At 65.5% G+C, this 13,272-nt stretch carries 12 protein-coding genes; 7 read left to right on the top strand and 5 right to left on the bottom strand.

The annotated features are described in order from the left end of the window. Positions 1-147 precede the first annotated feature (147 nt). Positions 148-2,364: an ATP-binding response regulator gene (locus tag P0645_RS15150; RefSeq protein ID WP_284165535.1), complete on the top strand. Its 2,217-nt coding sequence runs from the start codon at positions 148-150 to the stop codon at positions 2,362-2,364. Positions 2,365-2,380: 16 nt separating this feature from the next. On the opposite strand, the gene P0645_RS15145 is transcribed toward P0645_RS15150, so the two are convergent. Then, positions 2,381-2,974: a hypothetical protein gene (locus tag P0645_RS15145; RefSeq protein WP_284165431.1), complete on the bottom strand. Its 594-nt coding sequence runs from the start codon at positions 2,972-2,974 to the stop codon at positions 2,381-2,383. 199 nt (positions 2,975-3,173) lie between these two features. Between P0645_RS15145 and recA the strand changes: the two genes are divergently transcribed. Then, positions 3,174-4,244 carry a recombinase RecA gene (gene recA, locus P0645_RS15140; protein ID WP_284165430.1) on the top strand — a complete coding sequence of 357 codons (1,071 nt, stop codon included), beginning with the start codon at positions 3,174-3,176 and terminating at the stop codon, positions 4,242-4,244. Between the two features lie 136 nt (positions 4,245-4,380). Here recA and P0645_RS15135 read toward each other — a convergent pair whose 3' ends face one another. Further along, complete coding sequence (locus tag P0645_RS15135) at positions 4,381-5,139, bottom strand: DsbA family protein (protein ID WP_284165429.1); 759 nt, start codon at positions 5,137-5,139, stop codon at positions 4,381-4,383. Between the two features lie 130 nt (positions 5,140-5,269). Between P0645_RS15135 and P0645_RS15130 the strand changes: the two genes are divergently transcribed. From P0645_RS15130 to P0645_RS15110, 5 genes are all read left to right on the top strand, one after another. Beyond that, on the top strand, positions 5,270-6,541 hold the full coding sequence (locus P0645_RS15130) for an N-acetylmuramoyl-L-alanine amidase (protein WP_284165428.1): 1,272 nt from the start codon (positions 5,270-5,272) through the stop codon (positions 6,539-6,541). Positions 6,542-6,636: 95 nt separating this feature from the next. Continuing rightward, the gene (locus P0645_RS15125; protein WP_284165427.1) at positions 6,637-9,201 is read left to right on the top strand and encodes a penicillin-binding protein 1A; all 2,565 of its coding nucleotides are present in this window, start codon (positions 6,637-6,639) and stop codon (positions 9,199-9,201) included. Between the two features lie 159 nt (positions 9,202-9,360). Then, positions 9,361-9,738 carry an NADH:ubiquinone oxidoreductase subunit NDUFA12 gene (locus P0645_RS15120; RefSeq protein WP_284165426.1) on the top strand — a complete coding sequence of 126 codons (378 nt, stop codon included), beginning with the start codon at positions 9,361-9,363 and terminating at the stop codon, positions 9,736-9,738. Position 9,739: 1 nt separating this feature from the next. After that, a complete protein-coding gene (gene mlaD, locus P0645_RS15115) occupies positions 9,740-10,207 on the top strand; it encodes an outer membrane lipid asymmetry maintenance protein MlaD (RefSeq protein WP_284165425.1) in 468 nt (155 codons plus the stop codon). After that, on the top strand, positions 10,204-10,650 hold the full coding sequence (locus P0645_RS15110) for a DUF2155 domain-containing protein (protein WP_284165424.1): 447 nt from the start codon (positions 10,204-10,206) through the stop codon (positions 10,648-10,650). Before mlaD ends, P0645_RS15110 begins: the two co-directional genes overlap by 4 nt. On the opposite strand, the gene aat is transcribed toward P0645_RS15110, so the two are convergent. The 3 genes from aat to accB form a co-directional block, all read right to left on the bottom strand. Continuing rightward, on the bottom strand, positions 10,566-11,240 hold the full coding sequence (gene aat, locus P0645_RS15105; protein ID WP_502855142.1) for a leucyl/phenylalanyl-tRNA--protein transferase: 675 nt from the start codon (positions 11,238-11,240) through the stop codon (positions 10,566-10,568). The two genes, P0645_RS15110 and aat, sit on opposite strands and share 85 nt — an antisense overlap. 84 nt (positions 11,241-11,324) lie before the next feature. After that, entirely contained in the window at positions 11,325-12,677 is a 1,353-nt protein-coding gene (gene accC, locus P0645_RS15100) for an acetyl-CoA carboxylase biotin carboxylase subunit (protein WP_284165422.1), read from the bottom strand. A gap of 7 nt (positions 12,678-12,684) precedes the next feature. Further along, complete coding sequence (gene accB, locus P0645_RS15095; protein ID WP_284165421.1) at positions 12,685-13,185, bottom strand: acetyl-CoA carboxylase biotin carboxyl carrier protein; 501 nt, start codon at positions 13,183-13,185, stop codon at positions 12,685-12,687. Between the last annotated feature and the right edge of the window lie 87 nt (positions 13,186-13,272).

Genomic DNA, 13,272 nt, shown 5'->3' with positions numbered 1-13,272 from the left:
CGCTTAAGCATTTCGGGGTCGGAATGCCTTGAACGAATCTCATTCCCCGGGGGCGATGTGTCGGATCCTGCCCTGACTGAACATCCGGTGGTCAAGACCGCCGGGACGCTCGCACCGCATGGCCTTTATCTGGCGCTTGCGGCAGGGATGCTTGCGGCAGCGGGCTTTCTGTTGCCGGTCGGGCGGATCGAACCTGCGGTCTTCGCGCTCGCAGGCACGCTGGCGGCGCTTGCCGTCGTCGTGGCGCTGGTCGCGCTGAAGCGCAAGCGGGTCGATGGCCAGCTTTACCGTCATCTGGCCACGTTCGTGGCGCTTGATGCCGCGCCGAGTTTCACCACCGACGGCGAAGGCCAGCTGAAATATCTCAACCGTGCCGCGCTTGACCGGTTCGGCCCGCGCGAGGGCGAGACACTCGCCCGGGCGCTGTCGGAGATATTCGCAAATCCCGCCGCCGTCCTCTTCCGCCTGCAGAACCGTGCCGAGGGTCATGGCGCGGCGCGCGAGGATCTGGTGACGCGGCGTGGCCATGTGCGGCTGTCGGTGCACCGGATCGGCGCGCAGGGCTTTCTCTGGCGGCTTGAGGATATGGCAGAACGCGCGACCGGCGGGCGGGGGGCAGAATCGATCAGCCTGCCGATGCTGACCGTGTCGAAGACCGGCACGATCCTTTTCATGAACGAGGCGCTCCGGCGCATTACCGGCGAACGGGTTAAGACACTCGACCGCATCTTCACCGACCTGCCGATCCGCCCGGGCGAGGAGAACGAGATTTCGGGCGTCGACGGGCCGGTGAACGCGCTGGTGGCCGAGGTCGAGGGGCAGGGCGGGCGGCGCGAGATCTATTTCCTGCCGACCAGGGGCAATCCGACCGGCGCCCATGACCCGACCGCGTTCGACCGGCTGCCGGTCGCGCTTCTCAGGCTGAGCGCCCGGGGCGAGCTGCGCGAGGCCAACCGCGCCGCCCGCGGCCTGATCGGCGAGCAGCAGCCGGGCACCGCACTTTCGGACATTCTGGAAGGGCTCGGCCGGCCGGTCGCCGACTGGCTGCATGACGCGATGAGCGGCCGGGCCGAGAACCGTCCCGAAGTGCTGCGGCTTCGTGGCGTCGCCGAGGATACCTACCTGCAGGTGATGCTCTCGCGCGTCTACGAGGAGGGCCGCACCGGGCTGATGGCGATCCTGTCGGACGCGACGCAGCTGAAAACGCTCGAGGCGCAGTTCGTGCAGAGCCAGAAAATGCAGGCGATCGGCCAGCTTGCGGGCGGGGTCGCGCATGATTTCAACAATCTGCTGACCGCGATTTCCGGCCATTGCGACCTGCTGCTTCTGCGTCACGACAAGTCCGATCCCGACTATGCCGACCTCATCCAGATCAACCAGAACGCCAATCGCGCCGCCTCGCTCGTCGGCCAGCTTCTGGCCTTCTCGCGCAAGCAGACGCTGAAACCGGCGGTCATCGACCTGCGCGACACGATGTCCGACCTGACCCATCTTCTGAACCGGCTGGTCGGCGAGAAGGTGGAACTGATCCTGCAGCACGAGCCGGAGCTTTGCCCGATCCGCGCCGACCGGCGGCAGCTGGAACAGGTGATCATGAACCTCGTGGTCAATGCCCGCGATGCGATGCCGGACGGGGGCCGGATCCTGATCTCGACCGAGAATGTGCGGCTGGCCTCGGACCTCAAACGCGACCGTGCCAGCGTGCCTGCGGGCGACTATGTCATGGTCCGCGTCGCCGATCAGGGCACCGGCATCGCGCCCGACAAGATCGAGAAGATCTTCGAGCCCTTCTTCACCACCAAGCGGCCGGGCGAGGGCACGGGGCTCGGCCTTTCGACGGCCTACGGCATCGTCAAGCAGTCGGGCGGCTATATCTTCTGTGATTCGATCCTGGGCGAGGGCACGACCTTTGCCCTCTTCTTCCCCGCCTATCAGCGCGGCGCCGAGGAGGAAGCTGCGCCCGAGGCGCCGCCGCCCGCGCGGCGCGCAGCACCCGTCGGCCAGGGCGTCGTGCTTCTGGTCGAGGACGAGGCACCGGTGCGCGCCTTCGCCGCGCGGGCGCTGAAGATGCGCGGCTTCACGGTGATCGAGGCGGAGAATGCCGAGGAGGCGCTGAAGGTTCTCTCCGACCGCGCGCTCGCCGTCGATGTCTTCGTCACCGACGTGATCATGCCCGGTCTGGACGGGCCGACCTGGGTCCGGCAGGCGCTCAAGGACCGGCCGAACACCCGTGTCGTCTTCGTCTCGGGCTATTCGGAGGAGGCGCTGACCGAAGACCGCGAAAGGATCGAGAATGCGATCTTCCTGCCCAAGCCCTTCTCGCTGTCGGAACTGACCGCCACGGTGCAAAGCCAGATGCAGTGACCGAGCGCTCGGCCGGTCAGGCAAGGGTCGCGTAATAGTCGCAGTCTCGCGCCAGTTTCGCCTTGAGGCGCGCGACGGTTGCGTCTGACAGATCCATCTTTCCTTTCGGCGACACGTTCAGCCGCGGCAGGATCAGCTCGCACCCCAGACGATCTTCGAGGAAATGCACGAACCGGTCGATCTCTTCATAGCGGAAGACCTGATCGACCGGCGCGTGTCCGCCGCGCAGCCCCAGGAACTGACCCTGCGAGCCCACATTCATCGGCCCGCCCGCACGGTCGTCGAGATGCGACAGGACAGCCTCTTCGAAACTCATGCCCGCGGTCGAACGCGGCATGTCGCGGATATCATCGCGCTGGCGGTACCGCCACCAGCTGCCGAGCCAGTCGATCGGATCGCGCATCAAGGCCACGGTGGTGAAGCGTTCGCCCGCGGCATGTTCCAGCATCGGCCCCATGTGATCGTGATAGGCGGGGGCGGACAGGTGCTTCAGCTCCGGCGGGCGGCGGATCGCCACATGCGCCATCTGCTCGAGCGCGGTCTCTATCGAGGTAGAGCCCGTCTTGGGCGTGGCAAGCAGCACGAGCCGCTCTTTCCAGAATATCAGCATGAAACACCCCTTCCCGCGGTCTCTAGCCGCCCGCCCGGCGCCGAGGCAAGCCGTAAACCAGTTCTTAAGGAAGAGCGCGGAGACTATCGGAAGAATTTGATTGAAATGTTCTCTTTTTGATCTCATAAGGATGAGAACAAGAGGCGAACATCAGGCGACATTGCCGCCATGGGCGGGGTGTGAAATAAGGAACGGGACAATGGCAGCAGCGAACCTTTTCGACATGAACGACAAGCGCACGGCAGACAAGCAGAAGGCGCTCGACAGTGCGCTGGCCCAGATCGAACGGCAGTTCGGCAAGGGCTCGATCATGAAACTCGGCACGAACAATCCGGTGCTGGAGATCGAGGCGACCTCGACCGGCTCGCTCGGTCTCGACATCGCGCTCGGCATCGGCGGCCTGCCGAAGGGGCGCGTGGTCGAGATCTACGGGCCGGAATCGTCGGGCAAGACGACGCTGACGCTACATGTCGTTGCGGAAGAGCAGAAGAAGGGTGGCGTCTGCGCCTTTGTCGACGCCGAACATGCGCTCGATCCGCTCTATGCGAAGAAACTGGGCGTGAACCTGGACGAGCTCTTGATCTCGCAGCCCGACACCGGCGAGCAGGCGCTGGAAATCGTCGATACGCTGGTCAGGTCCGGCGCGGTCAGCCTGGTGGTGGTCGATTCGGTCGCGGCACTGACGCCCAAGGCCGAGATCGAGGGCGACATGGGCGATGCCACCGTCGGCGCCCAGGCGCGGCTCATGAGCCAGGCGATGCGCAAGCTCACCGCCTCGATCAGCCGGTCGAACTGCATGGTGATCTTCATCAACCAGATCCGCATGAAGATCGGCGTGATGTTCGGCAATCCCGAAACCACGACGGGCGGCAATGCGCTGAAGTTCTACGCCTCCGTCCGGCTCGACATCCGCCGCATCGGCGCGATCAAGGATCGCGACGAGGTTGTCGGCAACACGACCCGCGTGAAGGTGGTGAAGAACAAGGTCGCGCCGCCTTTCAAGCAGGTCGAGTTCGACATCATGTATGGCGAGGGCATTTCGAAGACCGGCGAACTGGTAGACCTCGGCGTGAAGGCCGGTGTCGTGGAGAAGTCGGGCGCCTGGTATTCCTATGGTGACGAGCGGATCGGCCAGGGCCGCGAGAATGCCAAGCAGTTCCTGAAGGACAATCCCGACGTGGCCTTCGCCATCGAGGACAAGATCCGCGCGAGCCACGGGCTGGATTTCGGCACCTCTGCTGAAGAGGGCGACGATGTGATGGAAGCCTGAGCGGACGGGCCAGGCAAAGGAAAACGGCCGGGGGCGCCCCCGGCCGTTCTGCTTTCCGAGCGGTCATGCGTCGAAAGACACAGCGCGCTTGGAACCGGCGCCCGACGAGTGCACGAAGTGCGTCGAGGAGGCGTCGTCAGCTCCGCGCGTCCTCGACGATCTGGCGCATCGCCTCGAGCGGCGCGAAACCACGCAGCACCTGATCGCCGATGACGAAGGTCGGCGTGCCGGAAATGTCCATCCGCTGCGCCAGAAGGTGATTGGCTTCGATGATCGCCGTCACTTCGGGCGCGTTCATTCGGGCAAGGATCGGCGCCGGGTCGAGGCCGAGCGCGGCGGCGAATGCGCTCAGCGTCTCGGTCGTCACATCGCCGCGGAAGCCTTCGTAGAAGCCGGAATTGACCTTCTCATAGGCTTCCGGCCCCGCCACCTGCAGCGCAGCAATGGCGAAGCGCGAGGCCAGAAGCGATTCCTCGCCGAGAATCGGGAACTCCTTGACCACATAACGGATGTCGCCGTCCGACCGCACCAGCTCCGCGACTTCGGCATGGGCCTTGCGGCAATAGCCGCAGCGATAATCGAGAAACTCGACGACCGTCAGCCCGCCTTCGGGATTGCCCCCGACAAAACTCGAAGGATCGGCGAAGATTTCGGCGGCATTGGCGGCCACGATTGCCTTGTCGCCCTCGGCCTGCGCGGTGGCCCGTTTCGCCTCCAGCGCCTGCACAACCTCGGACAGGACTTCGGGATGCTCCAGCAGGTAGGCGCGCACCGCCGCGCCAAACGCCTCTTTCTCGGCGTCACTCATGCTGGCCGGATCGAAGGCAAGCGCCGTAGAGGCAAGGAGCCCCGCTGCAAGCCCCGCTGCCAGGGAGAGGGGAAGGAGACTGCGCATCAAGATGCCTTTCGTTCACTGTCTTGCCGCGGCTCCCGGCCGCGATTGTTCTGTAGCGGGACCATTGACCGCAGCCGCGCCCGCTGAGAAGAGGGAAGGCGCGAGGTCGGGGCAGGATAGGAAGGTTGACGTGTCGGCTGCAAGGGGGGCAAGGGCCTGTGTCGCGATTGTGAACCGGGCGCTGACGCGGATCACGGTGCTGCTTGCATGTCTCTTCGCCATCGGCGCGACCTGCGTGGCCGCCCAGACGCTCAGCCCACTCGCCGAACTGGACCTCGACCGTTCGGTCCTGACCGACGAGGGGCAGGGGGTCCGGATCGAACTGTCGCTCAGCCAGCCCGTGCCCTACCGCGTTCTCTATCTCGACAACCCGCTCCGCCTTGTGGTCGAGTTCCAGGAGGTGAACTTCGACGGCCATGCGGCGGCAGGTCTCGGCCGCTCCGACCGGGTCGCGGACCTGCACTGGGGCCGGTTCCGGCCGGGCTGGTCGCGGCTGGTGGCACTTGTCGACATCCCTCTCGCGCTGGACAAATCGCAGGAAGTGAGCGGGCCCGACGGAACCGCCCGCATCCTTCTTATCTTCCGCCCGACGAATTCGGCGGATTATGAGCGCAGGGTCGCCGACAGCGCCGCCACTGTCCGCGACGAGACACCCGCCGCGCAACCCGCCCCCCATCCGCTCACCCGCCAGCGCGGCGACCGGCCCTTGCGCGTTACACTCGACCCCGGCCACGGCGGCATCGACCCCGGCGCCGAAGCGGGCAAGGAGCGTGAGGCGCATCTTGTCCTCGGTTTCGCGCTCGAACTGGCCGAGAGGCTCCGCCGCGCGGGCATGGACGTGGAACTGACCCGGACCGAAGACCAGTTCGTGCCGCTGGAAAAGCGTATCTCCATCGCGAGGGCCGCGCGCGCCGACGTCTTTCTCTCGCTCCACGCCGACGCGCTGGAGGAGGGGACGGCCACCGGTGCCACGATCTACAAGCTGGATGAGAAAGCCTCTGAAGAGGCTGCCGAGCGTCTTGCGGAGCGCCACGACCGGGCCGACATTCTGGCGGGCCTTGATCTCAGCGGTCAGGATGACGCGGTGGCGGGCGTGCTGATGGACCTTGCCCGGCAGGAGACGCGGCCGCGCGCCGACCGTCTGGCCGATGCGCTTGTTTCCGCCCTCAAGACCGCAGGACTGAAGACGCATCGCCATCCGATCCAAACTGCGGATTTCTCGGTGCTGAAATCGGCCGACATTCCCTCGCTTCTTCTGGAACTGGGCTTTCTCTCGTCCGCCAAGGACCGCGCGCGCATGGCCGATCCGGCCTGGCGCACGGCAATGCAGGAGGCGATCGTCACAGCGCTCGCCGACTGGGCGGTGGCCGACGCGGCCGAGGCCACGCTGATCCGGCAGTGACCGGCGGGCGCGCGCCCGCAACCGTGACCCGCCCGAACTTGTTTTGACCCTGCCATCCGTACGGTTTATAGCTCGCGCCGGTAAGGAGAGCGCTCGTGGTCCGTTTCATTCTGTCGTTTGTCGGCGCCCTGTTCAGCTGGGCTGTCACCGCGCTCGCCATCGCAGCGATCGGCCTTGGCGCGGTATTCTGGGTCTATAGCCACGATCTGCCCGATCACGAGACGCTTGCCAATTACACGCCCCGCACCATCAGCCGGATCTATTCCGGCGAAGGGCGGCTCATGGACGAATTCGCCACCGAACGGCGCATATTCGCCCCGATCGAGGAAATTCCCGATCTGGTGAAGCAGGCCTTCATCTCGGCCGAGGACAAGAATTTCTACAGTCATGGCGGGTTCGATGCGCGCGGCATGGCGGGCGCGCTTTACGAGGCGGTGAAATCAGGGGGCAAGAACCTGCGCGGCGCCTCGACCATTCCCCAGCAGGTCGCGAAAAACTTCCTTCTGTCGGGCGACCGGACGGTCGAGCGCAAGATCAAGGAACTGATCCTGGCCACGCGGCTCGTCGACGCCCTGCCCAAGGACAAGATACTGGAACTTTATCTCAACGAGATCGACCTCGGTTTCCAGTCCTTCGGCGTTGCCTCCGCCGCCCAGACCTATTTCAACAAGACCCTGTCGGAGCTGCGCCCCGAGGAAGCGGCCTATCTCGCCGCGCTGCCCAAGGCGCCTTACTCTTATCATCCGGTCAAGAACCGCGAAAAGGCGGTCGAGCGGCGGAATTTCGTGCTGCGAGAGATGTTCCAGAACGGCTATCTCGACAAGGCCGCCTATGAGGCGGCTGTCGCGGCGCCGCTGAAGACCGTGCAGGGCGGCGATTACCCCTCGTTCAAGGGCAGCCTGCCGCCGCGCGACTATTTCACCGACGAGATCAGGCGCCAGCTGTCGAAGAGCTTCGGCGAAGAGGAGTTCTTCGGCGGCGGTCTGACGATCCGCGCGACGGTCGAGCCGGTGATGCAGGCGGCGGCGGCCGCGGCCCTGCAGGAAGCGCTGGAGAAATACGACCGCGGCCAGGGCGTCTGGCGCGGCACGAAGCTGACACTGCCGACCGAAGCGCTGGCCGACGAACCGACCTGGCGTCAGGCGTTGGCCGAGATCGTCGATGTGCCCCGCGATGTGCCGGGCTGGTTCCCAGCGGTCGTTCTGGAGGTCGGCGACACCAGCGCGCGTGTCGGGATCGAAGGCGTCGAGGAAGATGGCGACGGCCATTGGATTCCGGCCGAGGATGTGACCTGGGCGCGCAAGCGGCTCGAGGACGGGACACTTGCCAGGAAGGCCAAGGTCGCGGGTGATCTGGTGGCGGCGGGCGATGTGGTTCTGGTCACCCAGCTTGCCAATGAAGACGGCACGCCCAAGCGCTGGTCGCTCCGCCAGGTGCCAGAGGTCGAGGGTGGCTTCATGGCGATGGACGTCAATACCGGCCGCGTGATCGCCATGCAGGGCGGGTTCTCCTACCAGTCGTCGGTCTTCAACCGCGCGACCCAGGCGCAGCGCCAGCCGGGGTCGAGTTTCAAGCCATTCGTCTATGCGGCCGCGCTCGACAGCGGCTTCTCGCCCGCCACGATCATCGTCGACGCCCCGATCGAGGTGAACACGCCGCAGGGCCTGTGGCGGCCTAAGAACGCCTCGAACAAATTCTACGGACCGACGCCGATGCGAACCGGGATCGAACAGTCCAGGAACCTTATGACCGTCAGGATCGCGCAGGAAATCACTATGGAACTGGTCGCGACCTATGCCGAGAAATTCGGGGTTTATGACCGGCTCGAGCCGTTTTTGGCCAATGCACTCGGCGCACAGGAGACGACGCTTTTCAAGATGGTCGCGGCCTATGCGATGTTTGCCAATGGCGGCGAGCGGGTGGAGCCGACGCTCGTTGACCGCGTGCAGGACCGCTGGGGCCGCACGATCTATCGCCACGACCAGCGCACCTGCGAGGATTGCACGGCCGCGACCCTGCCCGAAGGCGCCGGCCCGCGGATCAGCTCGCAGCGCGAACGGGTGATGGACGCGGTCACCGCCTATCAGCTGACCTCGATGATGCAGGGCGTGGTGCAGCGCGGTTCGGGGTCGGGCGTCCGGCTGCCGGTGCCGATCGCGGGCAAGACCGGCACGACGAACGACGCCAAGGATGTGTGGTTCATCGGCTTTTCCTCGAACATCGTGGCCGGGTGCTACATGGGCTACGACCAGCCGCGCACGCTCGGCGCCGGCGCCTTCGGCGGCACGCTCTGCGTCCCGGTCTTCCAGGCTTTCATGGAAGAGGCGATCAGGAAATACGGCGGCGGATCGTTCAAGGTGCCGCCGGGGGGGCATTTCATCAAGATCAACCGGTTCACCGGCGAAAGGCTGACCGACGATGCCTCGGGCGACTTTGTCCAGGCGGAATATTTCCGCGACGGGCAGGAGACGCTCTTCGGCCTCGATACGCTCATCGACGGCGGCTTTGCCATGGGTCAGAATCTGCCGCTCTACGCCATCGGGGAGGTTGGTGGCGACGAGGGCGGTGGCACCACGACCGTGACCACCGCGGATGGCGAACGCAAGATCATCCCAAAGAAGGCCGATTTCGGCACGGTTTCGTCGGGCGGTCTTTACTGACGGTGATGCGGAAAAGTCTTCGCGAAGACTTTTCCGCCCCGCGGGGCGGGTGTTCGAAGAATTTTCGCGAAAATTCTTCGAACCGGGCCGGGGCGCCCGGCACTGGACCTTTCCGCCTCAGCCTGTATAGAGAGCCTGACGCGCCTTCGGAGGACTTCGATGAAATTCCTGCTCCGTCTCATCACCTGGTGGAACAGCCAGACCCTCGGCACCCAGCTGTTCACCTGGGCCAAGGGCCGGAAGGTCGGCGAGGATGCGCAGGGGAATGCCTTCTACCAGACCAGGGACGGCAAGCGGCGCTGGGTCATCTACAATGGCGAGTGCGAGGCGAGCCGCGTCTCGCCCGACTGGCACGGCTGGCTGCATTTCACCTGGGACGAGCCGCCGACCGAAAAGGCCCTGAAGCACAAGCCCTGGGAAAAGCCCCATCAGGAAAACCTGACCGGCACGCCCCTTGCCTATGCGCCCGCCGGATCGCTGCGCCAGGCCCGACCGGCGGACCGCCGGGATTACGAAGCCTGGTCGCCCGAGGCTTGAGATGGCCGAGAATGTCAGCGAGGTCCTGACCGGCGCGGGCGTCGTCGCCGTGGCCATCGGTTTTGCGCTCTATGCGGGCCTTGGTGAAAGCGCGACGGGCAGCAGAGGGTCCTACGACCTGCATGCAAGCTTCCGCAGCGCCGATGGCGTTTCGGTCGGCACCGATGTGCGGCTTGCGGGCGTGAAGGTGGGTACGGTCACGCGGCTCGACCTGAACCCCGATACCTATTATGCCGACGCGACCTTCAGCATGAAGGACGGAATCGTCATTCCCGATGACAGCACCGCGCTTGTCTCTTCCGAAGGGTTGCTTGGTGGCAATTTCCTGGAAATCCAGCCCGGCGGCAGCCCCGTCGCGGTCGAGCCGGGGGGTGAGATCTTCGATACGCAGGGCGCGGTCGGGCTTATCCAGTTGTTGATGAAGTTCGTCGGACAAGCGTCCGACAGCGGGTCCGGCGGCGGCGAATGAGGGCGATCCTTCTTCCGGTGGCAGCTCTCTTTCCGGTGGCCGTCCTTGCTCAGGATCAGGGCGCGGGCCAGATCAGCACCGCGGAGACCACGGACGCGCCCGGCGCGATCCTGCGCGCGCTCGACAAGGTCTCCGGCCAGACCGTCGATCTGACCTTGAAGGACGGCGAGAGCGGCACGGTCGGCGCTGCCACCAGTGCGCCGCTCACCGTGACGATGAGCGAATGCCGCTATCCGAAGGACAACCCCGCCGCCGACGCTTTTGCCAATCTCGATGTGATCGACGCGGGCGGCACGGCGCTGTTCGGCGGCTGGATGGTGGCCTCCAGCCCCGCACTCTCTGCGCTCGACCATCCGCGCTATGATGTCTGGGTCCTGTCCTGTATCCTGCCCGACGCGCCCGCGCCCGCCGAAGAGAGTGCAGAGACCAGTTCGGGCGGCTGAGGCACATCCGCCGCGCCGAAGTCCGCCTCCATCTCGCGCGCCGCCGCCAAGCGCCTCAGATACTGCGCCTGCGTGATCTCGACCGCGCCGAGCGAGGCAAGGTGCGGTGTCAGGAACTGGGTGTCGAAAAGGATGAAACCCGCTCGCCGCAACCGGTCCACCAGATAGGCAAGCGCGATCTTCGAAGCGTCCGTCTCGCGGGAAAACATCGTCTCACCGCAGAAGACCCGGCCGAAGGTCACGCCGAAGACCCCGCCCACCAGCCGCCCCTCGCGCCAGACTTCAAGCGAATGGGCGTGGCCTGCGTTGAAGAGCGCGCCGTAAAGCAGAAGAAGCGTGTCGTTGATCCAGGTCTCGGGCCGGTCGGCGCAGGCGCTGACCGTACCCATGAAATCGCGGTCGATGGCGATCTCGTAGCCGCCCTTCAAGAGTCGCCGCCGGAGCGACCGCGACAGATGGAACCGGTCGAGCGGCAGGATGCCCCTCAGCCGCGGCTCGACCCACTGGAGTTCCGGACTGTCCCGGCTTTCGGCCATCGGAAAGATGCCGCGCCGGTAGCCCTGAAGCATGATGTCGGCCGTCAGCGCCAGGTTACCCTCACATTCTGTCCGGAAATACTCCGGAGGGGTGCGGGGAGGCGGAGCCTCCCCGCGACAAGGCCGGGCAGGGGCCGGTCAGCCGTAGGTCCGGGCGAGCCACTTTTCCAGCCAGTGGATCGAATAGTCGCCCCGGTGGATATCCTCGTCGGCAAGCAGCGCATGGAAGAGCGGCACCGTCGTTTCCACCCCCTGACCGTCGACGATCAGTTCGGACAGCGCGCGTTTCAGCCGCGCCAGCGCCTCCGGCCGGTCGCGGCCATGGACGATCAGCTTGCCGATCAGGCTGTCGTAATGGGAGGGGATCATGTAGCCGTCGTAAAGTGCGGAATCCATCCGCACGCCAAGGCCGCCCGGCGCGTGGAACTGGGTCACGCGGCCGGGGCGGGGGGCGAAATCCGGCACCTTCTCTGCATTGATCCGCACTTCGATCGCATGGCCATGGACCGTCAGATCCTCCTGCCGGAAGTCCATCGGCAGGCCGGCGGCGACACGGATCTGTTCGCGCACCAGATCGACGCCGAAGATCGCCTCGGTCACCGGATGTTCGACCTGCAGGCGGGTGTTCATCTCGATGAAATAAAACTCGCCGTCCTCGTAGAGGAATTCGATGGTGCCCGCGCCGATATAGTTGATCTCGGCCACCGCATCGGCGCAGATCTTGCCGATCTTGGCCCGCGTTGCAGCATCGATAACCGGACCGGGCGCTTCCTCGAAGACTTTCTGGTGGCGGCGCTGCAGCGAACAGTCGCGCTCGCCCAGATGCACCGCGCGGCCCTTGCCGTCACCGAAGACCTGGATCTCGATATGGCGGGGCCGCTGGAGGTATTTCTCGATATAGACCTCGTCATTGCCGAAGGCGGCCTTTGCCTCGCTCCGCGCGGTGCGGAAGGCGACTTCCAGCTCGCTCTCGTCGCGAGCGACCTTCATGCCGCGCCCGCCGCCACCAGCGGTCGCCTTGATGATGACGGGATAGCCGATATCGCCTGCGACTTTCTTCGCGTCAGTCAGGTCGGCGACGCCGCCGTCCGACCCCGGCACCACCGGAATGCCCAGACGCTTGGCCGTATCCTTCGCGGTGATCTTGTCACCCATGATGCGGATATGTTCCGCCGACGGGCCGATGAAGGTGATGCCGTGGTCCTCAAGCACCTGCACGAAGGCGGCATTTTCGCTGAGGAAGCCGTAGCCAGGATGGATCGCTTCCGCCCCGGTGATCTCGCAAGCCGAGACGATGGCGGGGATCGACAGGTAGGATTGCGACGAGGGCGCGGGGCCGATGCAGACGCTTTCGTCGGCCATGCGCACATGCATCGCGTCACTGTCGGCCGTGGAATGGACGGCGACGGAACGGATGCCCATTTCCTTGCAGGCGCGGATCACCCGGAGCGCGATCTCGCCCCGGTTCGCGATCAGGATTTTTTCAAACATCGCGCCCTCACTCGATGATGAGAAGCGGCGCACCGAATTCGACCGGCGTGCCATCCTCGACGAGGATGCGCTTGACCGTGCCCGCGCGGGGCGCGGGGATATGGTTCATCGTCTTCATCGCCTCGATGATGAGGACGGTCTGGCCCTCCTTCACCTGATCGCCAACCGCGATGAAAGGCGCGGCACCCGGTTCGGCGGCAAGATAGACGGTGCCGACCATGGGCGAGGTGACGGCGCCCGGGTGCGAGGCCGGATCGCCGCCGCCGACGGCGGCGGCCGGGGCGGGCGCGCCGGGGATATGCGGGGCAGGTGCGGCGGCCGCGGCCGCGTGCATCACCGGCATCGGCGCCACGGCCGCCGGGGCCGCATATTTCGATACGCGGACATTCAGGCTGTCATTCTCGCCATATTCGCGCTTCACGCTCAGTTCGGCGAGGTCGTTCTTGTTCAGAAGCGCGGCCAGCGCCTCGATGAAGGCAACGTCGCTCTCGTGGGGGGTCTTGGTCATGAAGTCCTCTAAGGATCCTGTCTGTCGCCCGTCATTCTTCGCGCGCGGGCCTTTCATGCTTGGGCCTGTATAGCCGCAAGGCAGCGG

It is taken from the genome of Frigidibacter sp. SD6-1 (assembly GCF_030143255.1).
GTDB lineage: Bacteria > Pseudomonadota > Alphaproteobacteria > Rhodobacterales > Rhodobacteraceae > TMP-24.
The sequence above is the reverse complement of the archived record's forward strand: the minus strand, read 5'-3'. Positions and strand labels throughout refer to the sequence as shown.

Coding starts and splice junctions, on each gene's coding strand:
- P0645_RS15110 (WP_284165424.1), top strand. CDS start 10,204: ATGAGGGCGATCCTTCTTCCGGTGGCAGCTCTCTTTCCGGTGGCCGTC.
- recA (WP_284165430.1), top strand. CDS start 3,174: ATGGCAGCAGCGAACCTTTTCGACATGAACGACAAGCGCACGGCAGAC.
- accB (WP_284165421.1), bottom strand. CDS start 13,185: ATGACCAAGACCCCCCACGAGAGCGACGTTGCCTTCATCGAGGCGCTG.
- P0645_RS15135 (WP_284165429.1), bottom strand. CDS start 5,139: ATGCGCAGTCTCCTTCCCCTCTCCCTGGCAGCGGGGCTTGCAGCGGGG.
- P0645_RS15150 (WP_284165535.1), top strand. CDS start 148: ATGCTTGCGGCAGCGGGCTTTCTGTTGCCGGTCGGGCGGATCGAACCT.
- P0645_RS15145 (WP_284165431.1), bottom strand. CDS start 2,974: ATGCTGATATTCTGGAAAGAGCGGCTCGTGCTGCTTGCCACGCCCAAG.
- mlaD (WP_284165425.1), top strand. CDS start 9,740: ATGGCCGAGAATGTCAGCGAGGTCCTGACCGGCGCGGGCGTCGTCGCC.
- P0645_RS15120 (WP_284165426.1), top strand. CDS start 9,361: ATGAAATTCCTGCTCCGTCTCATCACCTGGTGGAACAGCCAGACCCTC.
- accC (WP_284165422.1), bottom strand. CDS start 12,677: ATGTTTGAAAAAATCCTGATCGCGAACCGGGGCGAGATCGCGCTCCGG.